This window comes from Sphingomonas sp. 22R3R2A-7 (genome assembly GCF_036856055.1).
GTDB lineage: Bacteria > Pseudomonadota > Alphaproteobacteria > Sphingomonadales > Sphingomonadaceae > Sphingomonas.
On record NZ_JASPFR010000001.1, the window covers coordinates 3,571,822 to 3,588,271 of the forward strand.

The 16,450-nt window shown below is 60.0% G+C and carries 13 protein-coding genes, 3 tRNA genes and 1 pseudogene; 12 read left to right on the plus strand and 5 right to left on the minus strand.

Going from position 1 to position 16,450, the window contains the following annotated elements:
• Positions 1-50 precede the first annotated feature (50 nt).
• From QP165_RS17090 to QP165_RS17100, 3 genes are all read left to right on the plus strand, one after another.
• A tRNA-Arg gene (locus tag QP165_RS17090) sits at positions 51-127 on the plus strand.
• 49 nt (positions 128-176) lie between these two features.
• Positions 177-253, plus strand: a tRNA-Arg gene (locus QP165_RS17095).
• A gap of 184 nt (positions 254-437) precedes the next feature.
• A tRNA-Pro gene (locus QP165_RS17100) sits at positions 438-514 on the plus strand.
• Between the two features lie 375 nt (positions 515-889).
• On the opposite strand, the gene QP165_RS17105 is transcribed toward QP165_RS17100, so the two are convergent.
• On the minus strand, positions 890-1,105 hold the full coding sequence (locus QP165_RS17105; RefSeq protein ID WP_333996502.1) for a tyrosine-type recombinase/integrase: 216 nt from the start codon (positions 1,103-1,105) through the stop codon (positions 890-892).
• Positions 1,106-1,829: 724 nt separating this feature from the next.
• The gene (locus QP165_RS17110) at positions 1,830-3,269 is read right to left on the minus strand and encodes an MFS transporter (RefSeq protein WP_333996503.1); all 1,440 of its coding nucleotides are present in this window, start codon (positions 3,267-3,269) and stop codon (positions 1,830-1,832) included.
• Positions 3,270-4,024: 755 nt separating this feature from the next.
• Between QP165_RS17110 and QP165_RS17115 the strand changes: the two genes are divergently transcribed.
• Together QP165_RS17115 and QP165_RS17120 are read left to right on the plus strand one after the other, a co-directional pair.
• Entirely contained in the window at positions 4,025-5,002 is a 978-nt protein-coding gene (locus tag QP165_RS17115; RefSeq protein ID WP_333996504.1) for a TerC family protein, read from the plus strand.
• 115 nt (positions 5,003-5,117) lie between these two features.
• Entirely contained in the window at positions 5,118-5,996 is an 879-nt protein-coding gene (locus QP165_RS17120) for a MipA/OmpV family protein (protein ID WP_333996505.1), read from the plus strand.
• Here the strand turns inward: QP165_RS17120 and QP165_RS17125 are convergent.
• Together QP165_RS17125 and QP165_RS17130 are read right to left on the minus strand one after the other, a co-directional pair.
• A complete protein-coding gene (locus QP165_RS17125) occupies positions 5,986-6,885 on the minus strand; it encodes a hypothetical protein (RefSeq protein WP_333996506.1) in 900 nt (299 codons plus the stop codon). The genes QP165_RS17120 and QP165_RS17125 overlap by 11 nt on opposite strands.
• Before the next feature lie 82 nt (positions 6,886-6,967).
• Complete coding sequence (locus tag QP165_RS17130; protein WP_146168893.1) at positions 6,968-7,252, minus strand: hypothetical protein; 285 nt, start codon at positions 7,250-7,252, stop codon at positions 6,968-6,970.
• A gap of 435 nt (positions 7,253-7,687) precedes the next feature.
• Here QP165_RS17130 and QP165_RS17135 point away from each other — a divergent pair, with 435 nt between their 5' ends.
• From QP165_RS17135 to QP165_RS17160, 6 genes are all read left to right on the plus strand, one after another.
• Positions 7,688-7,831 (plus strand): DUF465 domain-containing protein, encoded by a 144-nt coding sequence (locus QP165_RS17135; RefSeq protein ID WP_333997061.1) that lies wholly within the window; start codon positions 7,688-7,690, stop codon positions 7,829-7,831.
• A gap of 91 nt (positions 7,832-7,922) precedes the next feature.
• The gene (locus QP165_RS17140; protein ID WP_333996507.1) at positions 7,923-8,372 is read left to right on the plus strand and encodes a hypothetical protein; all 450 of its coding nucleotides are present in this window, start codon (positions 7,923-7,925) and stop codon (positions 8,370-8,372) included.
• Positions 8,369-9,112, plus strand: a complete 744-nt coding sequence (locus tag QP165_RS17145) for a TorF family putative porin (protein ID WP_333996508.1) — start codon at positions 8,369-8,371, stop codon at positions 9,110-9,112. The genes QP165_RS17140 and QP165_RS17145 overlap by 4 nt, the downstream gene beginning before the upstream one ends.
• 787 nt (positions 9,113-9,899) lie before the next feature.
• On the plus strand, positions 9,900-11,312 hold the full coding sequence (locus tag QP165_RS17150; RefSeq protein ID WP_333996509.1) for a diguanylate cyclase domain-containing protein: 1,413 nt from the start codon (positions 9,900-9,902) through the stop codon (positions 11,310-11,312).
• 537 nt (positions 11,313-11,849) lie between these two features.
• Positions 11,850-12,548: a hypothetical protein gene (locus tag QP165_RS17155; RefSeq protein WP_333996510.1), complete on the plus strand. Its 699-nt coding sequence runs from the start codon at positions 11,850-11,852 to the stop codon at positions 12,546-12,548.
• Positions 12,549-12,663: 115 nt separating this feature from the next.
• Positions 12,664-13,338: a hypothetical protein gene (locus QP165_RS17160; RefSeq protein ID WP_333996511.1), complete on the plus strand. Its 675-nt coding sequence runs from the start codon at positions 12,664-12,666 to the stop codon at positions 13,336-13,338.
• A gap of 884 nt (positions 13,339-14,222) precedes the next feature.
• On the opposite strand, the pseudogene QP165_RS17165 reads toward QP165_RS17160, so the two are convergent.
• Positions 14,223-14,558 (minus strand): annotated as a pseudogene (locus tag QP165_RS17165) (HPP family protein); the annotation flags it as partial.
• Between the two features lie 520 nt (positions 14,559-15,078).
• Here QP165_RS17165 and QP165_RS17170 point away from each other — a divergent pair.
• A complete protein-coding gene (locus tag QP165_RS17170; RefSeq protein ID WP_333996512.1) occupies positions 15,079-16,389 on the plus strand; it encodes a cation:proton antiporter in 1,311 nt (436 codons plus the stop codon).
• The last annotated feature ends 61 nt before the right edge of the window (positions 16,390-16,450 follow it).

The following is a 16,450-nucleotide window of genomic DNA, read 5'->3' on the forward strand; positions in this document are numbered from 1 at the left end:
CCAAGCACCCTTGCGCCACGAAAAATGCCTGCTATCAGCGCCCCTCCAGTGCACCCATAGCTCAGCTGGATAGAGCATCAGACTACGAATCTGAGGGTCGGGCGTTCGAATCGCTCTGGGTGCACCAGGATTTCCCGCCTCACGGCGGCTTTGTCGCGCAGCCTCTGCACGGCGATGCACCCATAGCTCAGCTGGATAGAGCATCAGACTACGAATCTGAGGGTCGGGCGTTCGAATCGCTCTGGGTGCACCATTCTCCATCGATGCCATCATGACGGTCCCTGCGGGCGGTATGCGCGCGACTGCGGTCTTTTCGCGCGGTTCGGAAAACTTACGCGAAGATCGTTCGGGACCCGCTTGCATAGCCCGAAACGGCTGGCTATACGCGCCCCTCCAGTCACCGGCCGGGCCCCGCAAGGCCCCGCGCCGGACTCCGTCGGGGAGTAGCTCAGCCTGGTAGAGCACTGTCTTCGGGAGGCAGGGGCCGGAGGTTCGAATCCTCTCTTCCCGACCATTTACGCGCATGGCTTCAAGGGCTGCGAGGCGCGTTCAATCTTGATTACATTGTCGTTGTTCAGTCGATGAGCGGGTTCCGGCGCGTGCAGTCGTGCTGGGTCACGCGTCACGACCGGTGGTCGGCTTTACGAGCGGCAACCACACAGCGGGTCAATGGCCACGCCTGCCTGAAGTCTTGAGTCTGTGATGAAGGACTGGTGACCCCTACGAGAGGGGACATGATACCCAGGAAATGGCGGAAAACCGCCGTTTTCTGGTATCTCGCCGGACGGTCTCTGTACCCATCCACTGTACACACCGGACGGCCGTTCCGACCGGTTTCGAGCGGGTTCGCTCTGCAGCGTTCGCCGTTCGAGGTCAACGGCGAGCGTCCTCAATTGGTTGAGAGCGGCGTGGCCACTCTGGGGCGCCGCTGGCACTTAACTTCCTCGATGCGGATCAGCATGCGTTTGCTGTCGATGTCGTCGGCCTTGAGGTGCGCAACCTCGGACATACGAAGGCCCGCGCCATGGGCGACGCCCAGCGCCGCAGGGTACTTGATGTCCGGCGCCGCGTCGAGCAGCCGCGCCACTTCCTCGACGTCCAGCACGTCGGGCAGCCTGGGGGGCGAGGCGCCAGGACCAGCTTGCGCGACAGATCGGGCCCGTCGAGCGTCACGCCAAGCAGGAACCGCAGCGCCGATACTGTGGCGCCGATGACGGACCCCCGCCACCGTGCTTGCGCGGGTAGAGCTGGAAGCGACGTACATCCTCCGCGGTCGCGGTCTCCGGCAAGCGGCGCAGGCAAGCCGCGAAGGCGCGAATGTGGCGGACATAGTCGTGCTGGGTACGCGACCGCAGTCAGCGCATCGCCATGTCGTCGAGCATGTGCTGACGCCGCGGAGTCACGGGTGTTTCGGTTGGTAAGTCGCCATGGGGAGTTCCTCCCGTTGGAGGAACTCAATCGTCTGCCGCCGCTGCCGCAGGACCAAACCTCAGCGCGGCCGTGCTACCTCACCGCCACTACCGCTGCGCGCAGCGGCTTCGTGCTGTGGCTCGCGCTGACGCGAAGCTGGCGGCTGGTCTCGACCAACTCACGCCATCTACCAGCAAAGGCGTGAAGGGAGGCTTTTCGCGTAATCTGCCACTCACGCTGCGAGGGACCAATGCTTGTCGTTGCGACCCATCCCGGCCCAGCCCGCGCTGAGTCAAAGGGGGCGGGACCTGGCGTGACGGAAAACACCTGTTTGTCGTGCAGTCGTGATTACGACTGGGTTTTTCACACATTTGACCGCTGATGGAGACACTCCGCGCAGGTCGATATGAAGCCGACAGCTAAGCCGTTGCTTCCAGCTCACGTAAGCTGCGGCCGCGCGTCTCTCTACCTGAGCGTCCGATCAGTACCGCTGACAGCGTCATTGGTATGATCAACGCGATCGCCGCGCCCCCCATCGTCGGGATCAATCCAGCGAAGGCCCCCAGTTGGACAGCAACGCCACCAAATTTGCTACTACCCGCGATAAGCCCGGTAGCGCGTCCACGGACGCGTAATGCGTAGTTTTCGGCTGCATAGGGAAGTAGCACGGCGATTAATCCGTTTGTGCCAACCACCAGTAACGCGATCACTGCGATGAGCAGTGGTGGCCAAGCCAGGGTAGGCGCCGGCAGTAGGGCTCCGGCAAGCCCGGCGAGTGTGAGAAGCACAGTGCCGATCAGAGTGCGCTTGCTGCTCCAACGGCTGTAAAGGAAGGCCGCGATCATGATCGTGGGCAGGGCAACAAGTGCTGAGCTGGCGATAATTCCGCTTGCAATTTCGGCACTGAAGCCTCGATCTTGAAGATCCGAAGGCAGCCATAGCAACAAGCCGAAGTTGACGAAGCTCCAGGACAGGGCCGTGATCACCAGGGCGATGGTCAATTCGCGGTGGTGAGCCGCTGCGCTGCCAGCGTCCGCTGGGGCTGCTTGTGGCGCACGCCTGACGATGCCAAACTTTCGAGCCATGTCAGCTAGCTCGGCGTCCATACCCCGTTCCAACAGAAAGCGCGGGGACTCAGGAATCCACCTTGCCATCGCAAGCAGCAGCAAACCGGTGGGAAAGCCCTGCAGCCACAAGCTACGCCAGCCGAACAGGGGCTCGAACAGATGCGCGGCACCGCTCGCTGCGAGGTAGCCACCGACCAGTCCCGTGCCACCAACCAGCACAAGAACCCAGCTTCTGTGCCGTGGAGGCATGATCTCCGCCAACAGCGTGTAGACAACGGGCAGCATTCCGCCAGCCGAGCACCCCATCAGAAAACACATGACCAGGTTCCAGCTGTAGGAAGGCATAGCTCCGCAGATGGATGTCGAAACGAACAGGATCGTCGACAACAGGATCGACACACGCCGACCATAGATGTCCGCAAGCCACCCCCACAGAAACGAGCCAACTGTGGTCCCCGTAAGGGCAACGAACGGAAGCAGGGCAACGGTCGATTTGGCGAGCCCATACTCGCCACGCATGCCGGGGAGCACGAAGCCGAGCGTTGCTGGCTTCATAGTGTCGATGATGAGCCCGAGGGTAAGCACCAGCAGAACGGCAGCATGCGAGCGCGTCAGAGGGGTATCATCGGGCGCTTCATATGCGACGCCAACGCCTGCACTGTGATCAGGCCGTTTCTTGGGTAAAGCGCCAAAGATAGCTGCCGGCACGCCGACGCCGATCAGCGCCATGCCCAGGTACATCCATCCGTCCATCGGCATACCCGACAGGTGATTGCCCATCGTATGGGCCATCGCGAGCATCGGTAGGTGAAGTGCAACCCCAACGCTGATCGCCGCACAGCCTGCCCAGAAGAGCGGCCAGCGCTCGCCGACAACCGAGTTTCCGCGGCTGCTACTGCCATTCGCCATTCATTTTCCCCCACCAGCAGTTGCGACATACGCCGCACGGCTTGCCAGCCGCAAGCAGAGCACCTGCCGGCGGGGCATGTTGCGGCTTATGGTTGCCGAATGGCTTTCAAGCCTGCGGCTCACCAAGCTGAGCGTCCATAAGTGGGCGTTTTCGACCGATCCCTTTTTCCGATCGGCGTTATGTTTTTGAAAGAAAAGTGCGGCAGATTTAGCGCAGACTACGGTCGTTATCAAATAGTGAAACTGCTTGACCACCGCGAACCGTGTCCTATCTAGAAAGAGCGGGCCGGGCCCCTCTGACAATTTCCCTCGGGTGATTGTGATGTCGGACCGCATCGGGTTATCTCGATATAGGCCTGGCCGCTTTGCCTCCTGTCGTCGTTGATGATCCGATCTTTCGATCACCGATTGAAAAGAGGCTCTGAGCATGGAAACCAACAGACTCTCCGAGCTGCATCAGCAGTTGGACGAGCGCGCGCGTATCGCGATGGCGCGCCGAACTTCAATTTCTCCAATTCTGCTGCAATTGAAGCGCCTTGAGTTGCGCCTGAAAGACTACTTGTGCGCACCACCCGCGAGATGCCGCCCGTCCTGACCGCTGATCCCGCCCCACGTCATCACGTTTGTTAGAGGTCCCCATGCCTGAGCTGCTCTCCCTATTATTCCTCGGTACGCCTGTCTGGATGTGGCTGGCATTTCTCGGCATCGTCGCAACGTTACTGATCCTCGATCTGGGTGTGTTGCACCGCGGACAACGGGAAATCGGGGTACGCGAGAGCCTTGCATTGTCAGCAGGCTACATCACGCTGGGACTGGCGTTCGGCGGATGGATTTGGTGGTATATCGGGCCTACTGCCGGCCTCAACTACGTGACGGGCTTCGTCATCGAGAAGAGCCTCGCGATGGATAACGTGTTCATCATCGCCATGATCTTCGGCTACTTCGCCATCCCCCGGATCCACCAGCACCGCGTACTGTTCTGGGGCGTCCTGGGTGTCATTGTCCTGCGCGCAGTGATGATCGGCTTTGGCGCGGCGTTGGTCGATCGGTTCGAATGGGTATTATACGTCTTTGCGGCCTTCCTGGTTTTCACCGGTATCAAGATGTGGCTGAATGCAGACACGGAATATGACGTAGCCAGTTCGCCCGTTTTACGCTGGGTTCGCCAGCGCATGCCGGTTACCGACCAACTTCACGGGGAACGATTCTGGGTGAAAGAGCAGGACCCAGCAACTGGGCGCATGCGCCGGATCGCCACGCCGTTACTACTGGCTCTGGTCATGATCGAATGCGCTGACGTCATTTTTGCGGTCGATTCTGTACCGGCTATCTTCGCGATCACAACGGATCCATTTATCGTCTACACGTCGAACATCTTTGCTATCCTTGGGTTACGCGCGCTCTATTTTGCGCTCGCCGCAATGGTCGACCGGTTCCATTACCTGAAATACGCCTTGGCTGCGTTGCTGGTGTTTATTGGCTCGAAAATCTTCGTTGCCGACATGTTCGGGCTCGCCAAATTCCCGCCCGCAGCGTCGTTGGCGGTCACCTTTGCAATACTGGGTTGCGGCGTCGGCTGGTCCCTGTGGAAAACGCGACCGGCTGCTTCGGCCTGAGTTTGAACGCGTCCGCCGGCATTGAAAGCGGACCGGTCATACGCTGTGGGTATAGCCGTACTCCATTTACCGGGACTGGCGTTTACGACGCACAGGGATAAGGTGGCTACTGATTATGACCGTCCGGCTGTCCACCAACATGGTCAAAAAAGGGATCAAGATGCGCGCCGTTTTAGCCATCATCGCGCTAGTCTCTGCTCAACCTTGCTTCGCGCAAACTGACCTGAGGCCAGGCCCGCCTGCAGGTCGGCCTTTGGAGGCAGGCACTGCCGGATGGAGCATTACCGTTGGCGTCGCGCCAGTCCTCAGTCCTGCATGGCAAGGCTCGCGAGACATGGCCTTGGCGATTTTCCCCGACTTGCGGATCAACTACAAGGACGTGATCTTTGCCTCAATTCCTGACGGTTTGGGCTGGAATGTGGTGAACCACGACGGGTGGAAGGCAGGACCTCTGGCCAAACTCCGCTTCGGGCGGGATGAGGAGCGCGGGGGATCGCCGTTCCTCATTACAGGCGGGAGTGACGCGCTACGCGGCCTCGGCGACGTAGATGCAGCTGTTGAGACGGGAGGCTTTATCGAGAAACGGGCTGGGCCATGGCGTGGACGGATCGAGGTTCGTCGCGGCTTCGGCGGGCATGACGGCGTTGTCGCCGACGGGTCAGTTGCTTACCAAGCGCGCCGGGGACGGACCATCATCAACGTCGGGCCTCGCGCAACGCTGGCAAGCCGCGAGTATATCGAGACGTATTTCGGCATCGATGCGGTCCAGTCGCAACGGTCCGGGCTTAGACCGTATTCTGCGTCAGGCGGACTATTGTCCTACGGTGTAGGCGGTACCGTAATTCGTCCCCTGAGCCGGCGAAGCGCCGTCACGCTTTTCACTGGCCTGGATCAACTAGGTCAGAACGCAGGCGATTCACCTCTCGTCCGCGAACGTGGGCGCCGGACCCAATTCACCCTAGGTCTCGGCTACGGATTTAGGTTCAACCTCTAATCGAATCAGACGCATATACCCTACGCCGGTAGCCAGCGACCAAGCCTGAAATAACGAGGATCGCGGCAGCGCCGGTTGCTACGGCAATAGGTCCTGCAGCTTGGCCACCTGCAGCGAAGATAGCAGCAAGAGCCCAAAGGAAAACAGCTGCGTACGGCAGATTGCCACGTCCTCGGACCAGCACGGTGGCCGCGATGAGTCCAGCAATCACGATCACCGCTGCACCGATTACCGGCGCGGCTGCACCGCCCTCCATGCCGTGATACCTCAGGCTAGCTGCGATGTTGACGGTGGTAGCGACGGTCAACCATGCGGCGAGCGCGCTCAACGGAAGGTACGCACACCACCACGCGGTTTTCGACACCGCCGCATTCGACAGGGCATGATAGGCAACGATCAGGCACGTCAGCGTGAAGGTAATGATCAGAACCGATACGAAGCTTAACCCGTAAAGCTGTGTGTAAGCAGCCCAGAGTGCGTTCCCCAAAAATGCGCCCGCTGCCGGCCAGCGCAGGCGATGAAGCAATGCATTTTGGCGCTGTGCGGGCAGGGCCTGATAAACAGCAAACACCGTGGCTCCGAGGTAGAGCGCGCCCCAGATCGAGAATGCCCAGCCTGCCGGGGTTATCAAGGTTCGGACCGCCAGAGACCGGGATCCGATAGGCTCACCGATCCCAATCTGCGGTAAAAGAGGCGTTAGAATTTGAAGCGCTGCTGTCAGCAGCACCGCGAGATGCGGCAGATCGAACGCGGTCCGTTGGGGTAAGGTATTCGTTGCCATTTTTCCACAACGGCCGATCAGCTTACGCGTTGCAATGTCACAAAGAAACTCGCTCGCATTCAGCGCTATCGTACTTAAACGGTCCTCGGGCGCCTGACATATTGTCATTTACCCGAGGCTTCAGTGGGACGACCCAGAGGCCTTTATCCACGATCCCGGTTGCGACGCGAAGGCGGTATCTTATCGTGTTCTAAAGTGCAGAGGATAAGACGCAATATACCAGCACCGGTACGCCAACCAAAACGATTAAAAGTAACAGGTTGAGCTCCATAAGTCGGCTCAGCCAGTCCTTACCTTCATTCTGCCGGGCTTCGGCATCAGCCTTAGAATAGTCTTCTACAATCTCCAGATCGAATTTGTTCGAGAAAAAACTTTGTGGTCGCATCCGCAAGAAAGGCTGAGGTGCTGGATTGGCAGCTTGATGCTGACGGTCATCCTGACACAAATCATCGGATTTCGAGACTTGGTTTTCCACTACACGGTTTCCACTTATTCGAGATCATGGGCGCGCAGAACGCGTCCCAAAGGTCAGATCGAATAAAGCCCGAACTCGAGCGGCAGTGGCCGCGAGCTCGGGCTAAGCGCGTGCGGCGAGTTGGCCGGCGTGGTCGCGGAAACGCTTATGTGTCGCAGGAGCGTACATGTCAGTAACATCGGGGACCCGTGTCCTAATGTCAACTCGTGCAAATCCATTTGCTCTCCTATTGACCTTGACCGGCTAAACCCTAGCTTGAGGGAGCGGGCCGGGCCCCTCTGGCGGTCGTCTCAGGACGAACGTGATGTCGGACCGCATCGGGTTATCTCGATGTCTAGGCCTGGCCTGTTTGCCTCCTTTCATCGCGACTGATCCGATCGTTCAATCGTTGGTTGGAGAGCGGCTTTGCCTATATTTTCTCACAAGTTGACCCAGTTGCATGCCCGGCTGGATGAGCAGATCCGCGTCGAGATGAAGCGACGCATGCCCGATACCTTGCGGCTATTTCGGCTGAAGCGGTTGCGTCTCGACGTGAAGGACCGCCTGCACGCACGCGCCTTGCGGCCGCAGTTCAGCTGAACCGACACGCTGAACCATCGTTGTAGAATCATCGTCCGTTAGGATTGGCTTCACCGATCAGAATGGATCGGATGGCAAAAGGAGAGCGAAAATGGCCTATTTTCTAACTGCCGGCTTGGTGCTTGCCGCCACCGGTGCCGCCCTCGGCATGACCGTGGATCACCAGAACGAGGTGGATCACCGCAGCGGTCCGGTCGCCGTCAAATATCGCGGTGACGTTGTCATCACGCACAAACAGGTGGGCGCGGTTGCTCCCGGCGGAAGAGCGTCGTCGCTGCGCTGCGACTGGGCGGCGAGCATGTCGGTGGCGCGACACGCGGTCGCGGCATCGGGTACCAGGCTGGTGCGCAGCATCGACAGCGAACCGGTTATTTCGGGCACCCGGCCCGGCTGGTGCGTTGCGAGCCATGGCGCGATCAAGAAGGAGGTCGCGACGAAGTCCGCGGACATGCAGCAGCATCTGGTAAAGCTGGCGCAGGAAGACGAGCGTATGCTGCGCGTCGAGCTCGACCGGATCCACGGTCCGCAGCGCGCAGGATGATCCGGCGCGTTCGATTGGCGGGCGTGCTCGGTGCCGCAAGTTGCGGCCTGATCACGCCCGCGTTTGCACAGGATGCCGGGTCGGTAACCTTGGAAATGATGAGCGAGGAGGAACGGCGCGGGCTGAGCTGGAGTGAGGGACGTGCCGCGCTGGCAGGCGATATTCGCGTCTCGCGCGGCCGGCTCGATGCATCGGCGCGCGCAGTAACGCTTCGGAACAGCGTGCGACACGGTGGCGCCGATGCGGTCGTCGACCTTTCGGTGGGAACCGACTGGGATCTGGGTGCGGTGCGTATCCGTACCGACGCCACCGGCCACGCATTCGCGGGCGCGCGGAGCCGCATGGACTATGTCGAGGCCGGCGTGTCGGCGAGCTATGCCTATGGTCCGCTTTACGCCACGGTCGGCGTGATCGGCGCGCCGTCGCAGCGCGCGATCGGTGGCAGCAACGTGTATGTCTATGCGAACGCCAATGCCGGTATTCCTGGTACGCCGCTGACGATGCTGGCCGAGGTCGGCCACTCGTCCGGCAGCGTCCGCGACCCCAGTCGGGTGCAGCGTCTTCGTCCGGGCGGCAGTTACACCAACTGGCGGCTGGGTCTCGAGCATCGTCGTGACCGTCTGACGATCGGCGTCGATTATATTGGGACTGACGTCTCCCGCACCGCCACTGCCAGCAGGTTTGCCGATCAACGCAACGCCGGAGACAGAATCGTAGGGCGCGTACAGGTTTCGTTCTGACGATTACCGCGGTCGGTGAGTGCCCATTAACGCTGATGTGTATACGATCTGCCTCGGCAGAACCGTCTGTATATGTTAAACGAACGGCCGGTGCGGTTGAAAAATAGCCTGACGTCGCGCTGCTGATCGTATCGACCGGGATCGAGTCCGAGAACGCCCTATCCGTCTCGATCATCGTTCGTTTGCGGGATTAGAAGTCGCGGATGGTAAGTTTTGCTGGCGAGCGAACTTGTTTGCTGCCGCCTTCACGATATCGGGCTGATTGCTATTAAAAAGGCCGTGACAAACTATCGGGAATAGCACGCAACGCGATTGCCGTTCGAAGGCATTTATGAAGATGCGCGCCTACCAACGGTTGGTCACCAGCATCCGCGACCGCCAAAGCCTGACCGATACCCGTTATTAGACGTTCGAGGCGCTGAGCGGTTGTTTCGCCGTCCATCATGGCTTCAAAGCCTTGATCATTTTAGCGTACCCGGCAGCACGAGCCAGATGAGCGATGCGAGCTGAAACGTCGTTACTGGCTTCGGCCTGTTCCCGCGCGCGCGCTTCGTTACGAACAAGAGTGCTCAGATCGCTCGAGTTGGACACGTTTATGCTCCTATCAAGCGGGAGCGCTCCAGCGTCTCTCAGTCGCCGCCATGCCATTAGCGAGTCGCGGCGATGTACCGACCCTGTACATGCCGTTAACCCGATGCCAACCTCACTTATGCTACCGTCCCCCATGGTAAACCTAACCGGCATAGTCGACGAGGTAGCGCGGCTGGACGCGCTTCGTGCTCTCGATATGCTCGACACTCCCCCTGAAGCCGAGTTCGACGCCATCGCTGTAGGGGCGCGGCACCTCTTTGGCTGCAAGTTCGCTTTCGTTTCGTTAGTTGACGCGGACCGGCAGTGGTTCAAGGTAGCGTGCGGCGTTGAGGCTAGCGAGACACCACGAGATGTGTCTTTTTGCACCCATACGATCGCTGCCGACGATCTGCTCGTCATTGCGGACACGCGCGAAGACCCGCGCTTTGCAACCAATCCTATGGTGGTGGAAACACCCTTTGTGCGTTTCTATGCAGGCGTGCCGTTGCGAGTGACACCACCAGGAGGAGGTGCCGCGCTGCCGATCGGCACCTTGTGCGTGGCTGACGACAAACCGCAGGATCCGACCCGCGAAAAGCTGGAGATACTCGCCGGTATGGCGCGGGTCGTCGAAGCGCTGCTTGAGGCGCGCCGGACCAGCAAAGAGAACCTACAGCTGGCGCTTGATCGCCAGGAGGCCCTCGGTGACATGGCCCGCACGCACAGACTGCTCCAGCACGCCGAACGCATGGCAAGGATCGGGTCGTGGCGCCTCGAGCTTGAAGGCGGACGGATACACTGGTCCGATCAGACCTACGCGATCCACGGCCTGGCACCGGGCTCGCAAGCGCAGCTTGCCCTAGCTATGCAGTTCTACCCCGAAGACAATCGTGCCAAGTTGGAAGCAGCGCTAGACCGCTGTGTGCGGCAAGGGACTGCATGGGATCTGGAGCTGAACTTCACAGATGCGCAGGGGCGGCCCCGTCGCGTGCGCACATTGGGTGAGATCGATGAGCGCGCCGGTAAGCGTGTCGCCGTCATGGGAGTGATCCAGGACATCACGGACCGGTACCAATTCGAGCGCCGCCTGGTTGCGGTAGCTCGAACCGACGAACTGACGGGCATACCAAGCCGACGCGCTTTTAACGAAGAATTGGAAGCTGCGCTCGATCGCGCCCGGGAAGGCGCACCGCTTGCTATCGCAATCATCGATCTGGATCGGTTCAAGGAGGTCAACGACCGGCTTGGCCATGCGACAGGGGACAAGGTTTTGCAGGTGATGGCCGCCAAGCTGCAAGCAGTACAGTATCTGGGCGATCACTCCATCGCCCGACTGGGCGGGGACGAGTTCGTGCTGATCCTACGCGGACGGCGTACGCACGAAGAACTCGTCCAAGACATCGCGCGATTGCTCGCAGACCTACGCTACGCCGTGCCTGACGACCGTAGCGTTATAACGGTGTCTGCGACGATCGGAGCCTGTGTCTATGGCGCAAGTTATGTCGATCGGGCTTCGTTGCTTAAAGAGGCAGACGAGGCTCTGTACCGCGCGAAGCGGATGCAGCGAGGCACGGGCGCTATTGCAGGCAACAGCGCCCATATCCAAAGTTTGGTTGGTGAGCCGCGATAATCTGCTTTGACCCCGGCACCTGGTTGGCGAGAATAGGATTCAGGCATTTTGCATGTGACAATGAGCCGATGAGCACCGGACTGATGAAGATCCCCGTCTTGCTGGTATCCGGTGTCCTGTACTGGCTTTTCGTCCGCTGGGTGACAGGCGCGGCGGAACCCTGGGATGCCGACGCCTACTGGCGTCTCTGGTACCCGTCCTCGTTGGGCCTAGCTGCGCTAGCAGGGGCAGCGTTCAAGACGAGGGGGTGGATGGCAGGAGTTATCCTGACGTTTGCCCAGCTTCCTGTGATATGGCTCAACGCTGGGACTATCTCGCTCTGGGTAATCGGCCTGGCAATGTGCTGCGTCCTCGCTGTGCCGGCTGTCGCAATCTCAGCTTTTACCGGCTGGTTTGCGGCTCGCTCACGACCGTTGTGACAGGTCGCGAATGGATCCGCCGGTGCATCAGTAAAGATCATGGTAGGACCTGTTCGCCCGCGCTGGACGGTGCCCTTACCGTGTGCAGCGAGCCGGAGTGTCGACCGGAGGATGGATCGTGTTGAAGCGAGTTGGACCGGCGGTGGCGGCGATGGGATTGCTAGCCACCGCCGCGGCATCTGCCACGATACGGTCGCCCGTGGGTCTGCAGTGTACGGCGGTAACAACCTGGGCTTGCGCGGAAGCGAAGACCTGCAAGCGACGCGAAGGCGAGGCCAAGGAAAGCTACAGCTTCGACTTGGTAGCGAAGACGTATCAGGCACCGCATGATCGAGGAGCGATCGCCGCGTTCGAAACTGACGACGGCGGCTTCATGACCTTCCTGCTCAGTGGCGGCCCACGTTACGTCCACAAGAACGTCGACGCCGGCGATCCGATGACGTCGTTCCTGTACATGTCGTCGATGGATATGCGAGAACTGCGGTGCAATGCACGCTACGCGCCGGATGCATCAGCGGTTGCATCCGGCGCCAGTCGCAGTCTTACCGGTCATTACCACCTGTTAGGTGTGATGGAGACGGGATCGGAACTGCTGCTACGTCCAGATCAAAGCTTTGTCTGGTTCATGAGCTACGGCGCCGCGGATCAGGCGGCGGAGGGCAAGTGGCGGGTCGATGGCGACGCGGTCCTGCTGGAGGCCGGAACCGGACCCGGCGCTGCCGCAGAACCGGCCTTCCGGCAATTGCGGTTGCTGATTGACCATGGTGCGCTGCTGCTGAACGGCACGGATAAAGGCCGGTACGAGCGGCATGCGTAACGCTGGAGTTGATCCTGCGTACTGGCGGGGTAGTACCGCGAACATGGATCATCGTCACCACCGCGCGACCACGTCGCCGACGCGCTTCACCCTGAGGCGGTTTCCGGTGCGAGCGATGGTCGCCGTCGCGGTTGCCAGCGCGTTGGCGGCATCGCCAGCCGTGGCCCAATCCGAGCATGAGGTGCTGCCGACGCCGGCATCGCTAACGCAGGTCCTGTCCTGCCAGTCGCGCGACGCGCTCGGAACCTTCGCCGAGTTGCTTTTCCTGCAGTATCGCCCGCCAGCGTGGATGCGCCCGAGTAAACTTCCTAAGGCGCTCGACGGCATGATCGGGTTGTATGGCTTCGCGGTCGAGGGCAACGTCTCGGTGTTCGGGGAGCCGGTCGACCACGTCTATTTCATGAGCGACTGGGTCGTTGCGCTGCTACCCCGCGCAAGCGCCGAGCGGGTGATTGCTGCCCAGAAGATGACGCGGGCGCCGATCGCGATCACGGAACAATATTACCGCTTTGTCGATCCCGAAACCGGGCCGATGATCGGCGGGTTCGCGCCGACCGGTGATGCGATGGCGAAAATGTTAGTCGATGCCTTCGGCGGCGATCCGGCCGCGAAGTCTGCGAAGGTGCCGCCATCGACGGATCCGAAAATGCTCCTGGTCGGGTGCAATTACGCCGTGGCGTCGCAGGAAGATTTTCTAGATGCGGCACGTGGCGCCGAGGATACCATGCGCAAGGCAGGCGCGGATATCCGGCGGATGGCCGAAGAAGGTGAGGCTCGCCCGCCACGGTGATCGTCTTGCGGAAGGCGCAGCCGGGAGTACCGTAATTTCAGTGCGACTTGGCAGGATGCCTTCGGATTGCGCAGACCTCCCAATCGCCGAAAACCCGCATCCACGGAATGCATCATTCCGACCGTCTAGTCGACGGGAGTTGCCATCTAAAACACGGCGCGCCGATACGTCGAAGACTTTTACCGCTGTCGGACGGCCGAGAAACTAACGAAGATACCCCGAACTATTCCTGTCGCCAAACTCGGGCGAACGCCCAAGAGCAACCCTGACTAGTATCCCGAATCCTCTGGTATCCTAAACTCTCTTTAGACAGAGCAATAGCGTCATTTTCCGTCTACTTCTCGAATAATGGTGTGAAGCCACTTTAGCAGAAGCGTTGCTGACAAAATGGCAACCCAAGAAAATATAGGATCCGCTTCTTGGACTAAACCGACCTGAGCAATCCAAATTGTGGCGGTCAGTATTGCCATTGTAAGCGATGTTTACAATATTTTTCCCGCTCTCGCTTCCGATCGCCAGAGCAAATCGCAAAGCAACGCTATAAATAGTGCAAGAAGGATATTAATAGATTCTATAATCTAAAAACTCCCGTTTGCATTACAAATATGAATTCAAAGTCAAGTTCGTGGGCGCCTGTCGAGAATTCCGCTTGCCGCCCGACTGGCCGCGTGGAACTCAACACGCCGGAACAGCAGGTCGAGGTCTTCCCGGCTCACATCGAAGGTTTCTCCGAGATCCGCGAGCGCAAGGTCGATGTCTAGGGGGTGCGGGATGCTTAACTCGGATGCAGCAAGCTTGTGACCTACTACCGGGACTGCGCGGTGCGGGTAGGAATGGCCCGAAACCCGGTGGAACGCGATGCCAGCCAAGATTAGGATCAGTGAATTAACGCCGACCGGGACGAGAGGGAAAGCGTAACCAGCTTCCAGCACTGAAGGCCCACCGATCACTGCTGTCAACGCAGCAGCCCCGCCGGGGGGATGAAGGCAGCGTAGGAGCGACATGACCAGAATTGCCCCGCCCACAGCAACCCCTGCCGCCAGATACGGTATGGGTACGAAGCGGGCCGCTGTTACGCCGACCAGCGCCGATATGATGTTACCGCCGACCACTGACCAAGGTTGTGCCAATGGGCTCGCCGGGACGGCAAAAATTAGCACTGCAGAAGCGCCGATCGGCGCCACCAGCAACGGGAGCGGCCCAGATCCGTGCAGCGCCATAGCGCACACGAGGCTCGTCAGTGCGACCCCGATTACCCCCCAATACACGCAAAAAGGCGGTCACGCAGGGTTGCACCAGCAAGCATCATGGGGAAAAATGGCCGTCTCATATTCTCAGATTACCTACAACGATGGAGACCAAACCGCGGTAACCACATCAACTACAACTGCTCAATTGTTAGCAGAATTGCCAAGCTCGGTGTGTCGGATATGGCAGGCACGCGACTGAGCCTCCTTACGAACTGAGCTTACGCCGAACCGGACCCTGCAACGTTCTACCGATCCTTGTGCCATGGGGGCATGATCGCGGTCCACGCTGAAGGCGTGACATTAGAACGACTACCCTGTGGCGCTTGGGCAACAGAACCTGGAGCGATCATCAGGAATGCTTGAGTGCATGTACCATCTGCAATGCATCCGGCTTGAAATCGGCCCCGATTTGCGTCTTCTTCCGCGGTAGGTAGCGGCACCGCGGACACAATCGACAATCGATCGGCTGGCTGGCGCATGGGGGGGACATATGGCTCTATCTGAGCTGAGCGTAGCATTCTTTTTGCAGGTCTTCGTCATCGTCGCCGCATGCCGTGCGATGGGCTGGATCATGAAGCGCTTCTTCGATCAACCGCAAGTCATCGGGGAGATGATCGCCGGCGTCATCCTGGGGCCGTCGCTGCTCGGGCTGCTTGCGCCCGACGTCCAGGCGATGATCTTCCCCAAGGATGCAAAGCCGGTGCTGTATGTCTGTGCCCAGCTCGGCGTCGGGCTCTACATGTTTCTCGTCGGCCTTGGCTTCCGCACCGACCATTTCCGATTGAACGCAAGGAGCGCGGTTGCTGTTTCAGTGTCTGGCATGGCCGCGCCTTTCCTCGTTGCCGTGGCGCTCACGCCGTGGCTCCTCAACCTCGATCTCTTCGGCAAAGGCATAACCAGCGTCCAGGCGACGCTTTTCATGGGTGCCTGTATCTCGATCACCGCGTTTCCCGTGCTCGCGCGCATCATTCAGGAACGCGGGCTGACGAAGACGCCGCTCGGTTCGCTGGCACTGTCTGCCGGTGCAATCGACGATGCCGGTGCGTGGACGGTGCTCGCGATCGTCCTGGCGAGCTTTGGCGGAGGTCCGGAGGTCGCCATCAAGGCCATCGTTGGCGGCGGTCTGTTTGCCGCGTTCATGATTGTCCTGGGTCCAAAGCTGCTGGCGCCACTTGCCCGTTGGGCGGAGCGTGAAGGTAAGGTCACCCCGCAAATCCTGGCCGTCGTGGTCATGCTGTTTGGGTTGAGCGCTTGGGCTATGGACGCTGCCGGACTGCACTCGGTGTTCGGAGGCTTTCTGCTCGGTGTGGCAATGCCGCGTGGGCTGCTGACCCGTGAGATTAGAAAGCAGGTTGAACCGTTTACCACAGCGCTGCTCGTGCCGATGTTCTTCGCCTTCTCAGGGCTCAACACGCAACTCACAATGGTCAACAGCCTCAACCTGGCTGCCATCGCTACCGTGATTCTAGTGGGTTCGGTTGCGGCCAAAGGGTTGGCATGCTGGGCGGCAGCCCGTGTCACGGGTCAGGACAATGCGACCGCCATGGCGGTCGGCACGCTGATGAATGCACGCGGGTTGATGGAGCTCATCATCATCAACATTGGTCTGCAAAAGGGCATCATCGGTCCTGCGCTGTTCTCGATGCTGGTCGTCATGGCCATCGTGACGACGCTGATGGCATCGCCCCTGTTCGAGCTTGTGTATGGTAGAAAAGCGCGGGCGTCTGGCGAGCTTGGCCAGCTTAATGAGGTAGACGATAACGAGGACATAGTAGCCGCCCCTGCCAAAGGCCTCGCCTGACATCTCGCGTGAAGTACATATGAGTTAGGGCAGCGCCACCCGCCAACCAGCGAGCTGCTGC

What these genes read in the sequence shown, in the direction of transcription:
- QP165_RS17125 (WP_333996506.1), bottom strand. Translation starts at nt 6,885, where the DNA reads ATGACAATATGTCAGGCGCCCGAGGACCGTTTAAGTACGATAGCGCTG.
- QP165_RS17120 (WP_333996505.1), top strand. Translation starts at nt 5,118, where the DNA reads ATGACCGTCCGGCTGTCCACCAACATGGTCAAAAAAGGGATCAAGATG.
- QP165_RS17115 (WP_333996504.1), top strand. Translation starts at nt 4,025, where the DNA reads ATGCCTGAGCTGCTCTCCCTATTATTCCTCGGTACGCCTGTCTGGATG.
- QP165_RS17145 (WP_333996508.1), top strand. Translation starts at nt 8,369, where the DNA reads ATGATCCGGCGCGTTCGATTGGCGGGCGTGCTCGGTGCCGCAAGTTGC.
- QP165_RS17140 (WP_333996507.1), top strand. Translation starts at nt 7,923, where the DNA reads ATGGCCTATTTTCTAACTGCCGGCTTGGTGCTTGCCGCCACCGGTGCC.
- QP165_RS17150 (WP_333996509.1), top strand. Translation starts at nt 9,900, where the DNA reads ATGCTCGACACTCCCCCTGAAGCCGAGTTCGACGCCATCGCTGTAGGG.
- QP165_RS17160 (WP_333996511.1), top strand. Translation starts at nt 12,664, where the DNA reads ATGGTCGCCGTCGCGGTTGCCAGCGCGTTGGCGGCATCGCCAGCCGTG.
- QP165_RS17110 (WP_333996503.1), bottom strand. Translation starts at nt 3,269, where the DNA reads ATGGCCCATACGATGGGCAATCACCTGTCGGGTATGCCGATGGACGGA.
- QP165_RS17170 (WP_333996512.1), top strand. Translation starts at nt 15,079, where the DNA reads ATGGCTCTATCTGAGCTGAGCGTAGCATTCTTTTTGCAGGTCTTCGTC.